The following is a 5,965-nucleotide window of genomic DNA, read 5'->3' as shown; positions in this document are numbered from 1 at the left end:
GGAGACGCCTCACCGGGCGCGGAGGCTGCTGTGGCTCCCGGTGAGGAGGCGGAATCGCCCTCGCGGGAGGCCGCCGCGCCGCCCCCGCGGGGGGAGCGCGCACCGCGCGGCGCGAGCCGCACCCGCAGGCCCTGCGCCTGGACCGTCGTCCACACCACCTCGCGGGCCCGGGCGCCCGGCACCGCCACCGGCCGCCAGCGGCGCAGGATCGCCGCGGCCGCGACGGTCAGCTCCGCCCAGGCGAAGGCCTCGCCGATGCACTTGTGCTTGCCCGCCCCGAACGGCAGGAAGGAGGGGCGCCCGGTGCCGCCGCCGTCCTGCCAGCGCTCGGGCCGGAAGCTCAGCGGCTCCGGGTAGCGCACCGGGTCGCGGTGCAGCGCGGTGAGGCTGTACAGCAGCTCGGTGCCGGCCGGGACGCGGTACGGGCCGAGCTCGACCGGCACCTGGGCGGTGCGCATCAGGAAGGCGTTCGGCGCGTGCAGCCGCACCACCTCCTGGGTGACGCTGCGGGTGTACGTGAGCCGGGCCAGCGCCTCGGGGGTCGGGGCGCCGCCCGCGGGCAGGTGCTCGTCCAGCTCGGCGAGGATCCGGGCCTCCACCTCGGGGTGGCGCAGCAGCTCGTCCAGCAGCCAGGTCAGCGTGGTGGAGACCGTCTCGGTGCCCGCGCCGAACATGGTGATCGCCTCGGACCGCACGTCGGCCTCCGTGAGCGGGCACCCGGTGGCCGGGTCGGTCGCGGCGCGCAGCAGGGCGGGCAGGGTGCGCCGCGCCGCCCCGGCGCCCGCGCCCGCGGCCCGGCCGTTGACGGCCTGGTCGACCACCCGGTTGAGCACCCGCACGGCGTCGTCGAACCGCCGGTTGACGGGCAGCGGCAGCCGGGCGAGCGCCGGGTTCGGGTAGAGGGACTGGACGATCTGGCCCTTCACCAGGTCCGGCAGGGCCCGGTGGAAGGCGACGGTGGCGTCCTCGCTGAGCCGGGCGTCGAACAGGGTGCGGGTGACGATCTCCAGCGCCAGGTGGTTCATCTCCTTGGCCACGTCGAGGACCTGGCCGGGGCGCCAGCGCCCGGCCCGCTCCTCGGTGACCTGCTGCATCACGGCGAGGTACTCGGCCATCCGGTCCGGGCCGAAGGCCGGCTGGATGATCCGGCGGCGGTCGCGGTGGGCCTGCCCCTCGGACATCAGCAGGCCGTCGCCGAAGGCCGTCTTGAGGGTGTCCTGGACGGCGCCGCGCGGGCAGTCGTGGGCCAGCGCGACGAGCAGGGTGTGGACCAGCCGGGCGTCGGTGACCACGCAGACGGTGCGCGGTCCGAGCCGGATGCGGACCACCCCGCCGTGGCGGGAGAGCGAACCGAGGAAGCCGAGCGGGTCGCGCAGCAGGGCGCCGGCGTGCCCGAGGCCGGGCAGGGCTCCGGGGGCCAGCGGCGGGACGGCGGCGCGGGCCAGCGGGGACGGGCCGGGGGAGGTTCTCGGGGGGACGATCAGCTTCCGCGTCTCGGTCAGCAGGGACATGACACTACCTCTCACCAGAGTGGCCGGTGCGGGCGATGCCGGGGTGGCAGCGGCGGGCCGGCCGGCAGGGCGGGGGCCGCCCAGCGCGGGCCCCGCGCGCGCCCCCGGCGGGAGGGCGCACGTTGGGCAAACGCGCCGGTTTCCCGAGCGTTGCGCCGAATGTGCGGGGATCACTCGAACGGCCGAGTGGATCGACCCTTTCGTGAGTGCTCGAACCCCCGTGTTGACCTGCACGGATGCGTCCGCGCGGGCGCTCCGCGGACGGTCCGCGGGGCAGGGTCTTTGGACCCTCGCCGCACGGGCGTGCGAGGGCCAGCATGGATGCGAAGAAGGAGGAACCTGATGACCCGTCTGCGCCACCGGCCGGCCCTCGACGTCCGGGTGGAGATCCGCGGCGAGCTGCCGCGCGAGGAGGCCGAGTACGCCCGGGCCCGCGCGCTGGACACGGCCGCGGCGCTCGGCCCCGACGCCCACGCGCTGCGACTGCGGCTGACCCGCTCGCGGAACCGGTCGGTGACCCGGCCCGCGCTGGCCCAGGCGGACGTCGAGCTGGCGGGCGTCGGGCCGGTCCGGGTGCAGCTGGCCACCGGTACCGCGCGGGAGTCCGTCGACCTGGTGCTCGGCACGCTGGCCGGCCGGGCCGTCCGGCTGCGCGAGCAGGGCGACATCGGGTTCGCCGCCGCGTACGAGAGCGCCTACCGCCCGCAGTTCGCCGACCGTCCGCTCGCCCAGCGGCGGATCGCCCGGCACAAGGCGGTCGTGCCCGCCCGCCGCACCCCCGAGCAGGCCGTGCGCGAACTGCTCGCCCTCGACCGGCGGTTCCACCTCTTCGCGGACGCGGCGACCGGCCGGGACAGCCTGGTCCACCGCTGCTCGCCGGGCGGCACGGTGGAGTTGTGCGCCGCGGGCACCGGCGCGCTGCCGCCGCTCGACCTCGCCGAGGCGGCCCGTCGGCTCTGGCTCACCGGGCGCCCGTTCGTCGGCTGGACCGACCCGGGCGACCACCGGGCGCGGGTGCTCTACCGCCGGTTCGACGGCCACTACGGCCTGATGGCGCCGGTGTCGGACGGCCGGATCGGGGCAGGAACCCTGTCGGCACAGGACTGACACCGCGACGCGACGACCACACCACGAACTCTCCACGACAGGGGCCGGGACCATGGACTGCGACGAGGTCATGCTGACCGTCCGGATCACCGCAGCCGAGCGCGCGCTGCTGCGCGAACTCGCGCGCGGGCACGGCGGCGACGTCTCCGAGGTGGCGGTGGACGGGCTGCTGGAGGTCATCCCCGTGCTGCACGACGACGCCTGCGTGCTGCCGCTGCTGCGCGTTCTGGCCAGACCGGCGCCGTTCGCGCTCACCCTCTGGCTGCCCGCCCCGGTCGCGGACCTGCTGCCGCTGCTCGGCGAGCGGCTCGCGCGGACCGGCGGTCCCGCGGCCGGGCCGGCCAGCGCCGCGCTCTCGACGGCCCTGCGGCTCTGGCTGTCCGGGGACCGGGTCGCCCTGGCGGCCGGGCTGGCGCGGATGCACGGGGGCTGCGGCGCGGTGGCGGTGGTGCCGGCCGGCGTGGGCCCGGTGGGCCCGGCGGGCTTCGGGGCGCAACCGGTGAAGGTCGCGGCCTGAGCCTCTGGCGTCATCTGACGGTCCGTCATAATCCTGGCGGCGATGGCATGTCCGGGGCGGAAAATCTCCTGGTCGGGGCACTGGTCAGTGCCCGTCGGCAGGTCTAGCATTCCGTCTCGGCCGACGGAGTCACCTGCCCCGGGACTCCGGCCCGGTGGCCGCCACCACCCGCTGCCGGGGAGCGCACATCCCCCGAGTGCGCTCCCCGGCTCCGCCCTGCCCGGGGTCGTTCCGCCGGTGTGTGCGGGACTCCTCGTCGGCGCTCCTCGGCCGCCGCCCGGTCGAACTGCCGGGTGAATTTCGCAAGAGGTTTCTGTTATTCCCGGCCACCCCTCCCGCTCTCCGGAGTGTCGGAAGGCCCGAGCCCCCTCCACCACAGGGGCCGGGCCGTCGCGCGAGGAGAGGAACGCGATGGGACACCGGAGCAGCGGCCTCCGTCGGCGCAGGCGCCGCAAGCTCACCCGCAGGAGCGCCCTGGTCGCCGCGGCGGTGGCGGCCGGGCTGATGGCGGGGACGCTCGGCATCCGCACCGCGCTGGAGCCGGCCGCCGTGCACGGCGCCGCCACGGCCGCGGGCACCGCGGCCGGCCACCCCGGCCCGCCGGCCGGGCCGGTCGAGGACGACGGGTCGGAGGAGACCGGCACCGCCGAGGGGGCCACCCGGGCGCCCGCCCCGAAGCGGGACGAGAAGGCCGCCCCGCTCACCGCGATACCCAAGGACCAGCCCGAACGCGGGCTGGTCTACACGGGGTTGAGCCTGCCGAGCGGCGACCGCTGCGGCGGGACCCTGGAGGTCACCGGCAGTACCCAGTGCAGCCACGGGCCGGACGTGCCGCCCAAGGGCGTGGACATCCGCCGGGACGTGCCGCCGGTCGCGGCCCCGGCCGGCGGGGTGCCCGTGCTCACCCCCGCCGCCGATGCCCAGGCGCCCGCCGCCGCCGACCTGTTGAAGGGGGCCCCGCCCGTCCTCGACGTCGCCCAGCGGGCCCTGCTCGACGGCACCAGCAGCGCGGCCGCCGATCCCGCGCCGACCGCGCCCGCCGGAACGAAGCTGGCCTGCGAGGGCGACGGCAGCGCCGGCAACCGGGTCCAGGTGGTCTACGTGCACACCCCGGGCAACGACCGCTACGCCCAGTACCTCGCCTCGTTCAAGAAGTGGGCCGCCGACGTCGACGTCATCTACGACGCCAGCGCCGCCGAGACCGGCGGGGAGCGGCACGTCCGCTTCGTCACCGAACCCGACTGCACCGCCTCGGTGTTGAACGTGCAGATCGCCGACGCCGAGATCCAGGACTTCAACGCGGGCAACCGCGCCCTGGCCGCGCAGGGGTTCAACCGCAAGGACCGCAAGTACATGATGTTCACCGACGCCAAGGTGTACTGCGGCATCGGCACCTTCGCCGGCGACGAGCGCCCCGGGCAGGACAACCTCAGCAACTTCGGTCCCTCGTACGGCCGGACCGACGCCGGCTGCTGGGGCGGCAGCACCGCCGCGCACGAACTCGGCCACAACCTGGGCGCGGTGAACAACAGCGCGCCCAACTCCAGCAAGGCCGGGCACTGCACCGACGAGTGGGACGTGATGTGCTACTCGGACGCCCCCGACTACCCGCAGATGCGCACGGTCTGCCCGGACCGCGCCCAGGACGAACGGCTGGACTGCCGCCACGACGACTACTACAACACCGCGCCCGCGCCCGGCAGTTACCTGGCCACCCATTGGAACGTCGCGAGCAACCGCTTCCTCATCGCGGGCAGCGGCGGCGGGAACGGCGGCGGGAACGGCGGCGGGAACGGCGGCGGGAACGGCGGCGGCACCGGGCCGAGCCCGACGCCCACCCCGGGCGGCACGGCCACGCCGACCCGTACGCCCACGGCCTCCCCGACGCCCACCGGCGGCCCCACCGCCACGCCGACCGGCACCCCGTCGCCGACCGCGACCCCGACCCGGGGGAACGGCGGCCCCGTGGTGGCCATCAGCCAGATCACGCCGAATTCCGCCGTCCTGAGCTGGTCCGCCGCACCCGCCGCGGCCGGGTACGACGTCCTGCTGAACGGCCAGGTGATCGGCACCGTCCGGACCACCGTGGTCGGCCTGGTCCGGCTCGCGCCCGCCACCTCGTACACCGTGGCCGTCGCCGTCCGCGACGCCGCCGGGGCGCCGGGCCGGCCGGGCGAGCCCGTCACCTTCCGCACCGCCGCGGACGGCGGGCGTCCGCAGCCGGACGCGCGCTACACCCTGGTCAACGGCCTCACCGGCCAGGCCGCCGACCTGTGGGGCAGCTCGCTGAACGACGGCACGGTGGCGATCGCCTACCAGCGCACCGGCTACGCCAACCAGAAGTGGCGCTTCGAGGACGCCGGCGACGGCGCCGTGCGGATCAGGTCCGCGCGCTCCGACAAGTGCCTGCAGCTCGGCGGCGCGGCGGTCCCGGGCCAGTACGTCGCCCAGCGGCCGTGCTCCGACGCGGCCGCGCAGAAGTGGCAACTCGCCGCTGCCGACGGCGGGTTGACCCTCACGGCGGACGGCGGGCTGGTGCTCGGGATCGGCGAGCGGTGGTACTACGGCGGCCGACTGCTGGAGCTGCAGCGGCCGAACGGTGCTTCTTACCAGAACTGGTCGTTGGTGAAGAGCTCGTGAGCTGTTCGGGGTAAGGCTGTTCCTGTGAGTCCGTAAAACCGGTCGGCCCGTACGCGGGTCGACCCTCGACCCCGACCCTCGACCCCCGACCCCGACCCTCGACCCGAGCCGCCGACGCCCGCGGGCCCCAGGGCCCGCAGGCCCGATGGTCCGTCGCGCCGGGGACGGGCGCCGCCCTCCCAGCGGCGGC

General features: G+C 76.1%; 4 protein-coding genes. 3 read left to right on the top strand and 1 reads right to left on the bottom strand.

The window, feature by feature from the left end:
- Positions 1 to 1,511 (bottom strand): cytochrome P450 (locus ABZW03_RS36035; RefSeq protein WP_355268223.1); only part of this gene is annotated, 1,511 nt, incomplete at its 3' end.
- 342 nt (positions 1,512 to 1,853) lie between these two features.
- On the opposite strand from ABZW03_RS36035, the gene ABZW03_RS36030 reads away from it, so the two are divergent.
- The 3 genes from ABZW03_RS36030 (at position 1,854) to ABZW03_RS36020 (ending at position 5,775) form a co-directional block, all read left to right on the top strand.
- Positions 1,854 to 2,618: a sigma 54 modulation/S30EA ribosomal C-terminal domain-containing protein gene (locus ABZW03_RS36030; protein ID WP_355268220.1), complete on the top strand. Its 765-nt coding sequence runs from the start codon at positions 1,854 to 1,856 to the stop codon at positions 2,616 to 2,618.
- Between the two features lie 52 nt (positions 2,619 to 2,670).
- Positions 2,671 to 3,135, top strand: a complete 465-nt coding sequence (locus ABZW03_RS36025) for a hypothetical protein (protein WP_355268217.1) — start codon at positions 2,671 to 2,673, stop codon at positions 3,133 to 3,135.
- 411 nt (positions 3,136 to 3,546) lie between these two features.
- Positions 3,547 to 5,775, top strand: a complete 2,229-nt coding sequence (locus ABZW03_RS36020) for an RICIN domain-containing protein (RefSeq protein WP_355268214.1) — start codon at positions 3,547 to 3,549, stop codon at positions 5,773 to 5,775.
- Positions 5,776 to 5,965: the final 190 nt, after the last annotated feature.

The organism is Kitasatospora sp. NPDC004799, assembly GCF_040609095.1.
Lineage (GTDB): Bacteria > Actinomycetota > Actinomycetes > Streptomycetales > Streptomycetaceae > Kitasatospora.
The sequence above is the reverse complement of the archived record's forward strand: the minus strand, read 5'-3'. Positions and strand labels throughout refer to the sequence as shown.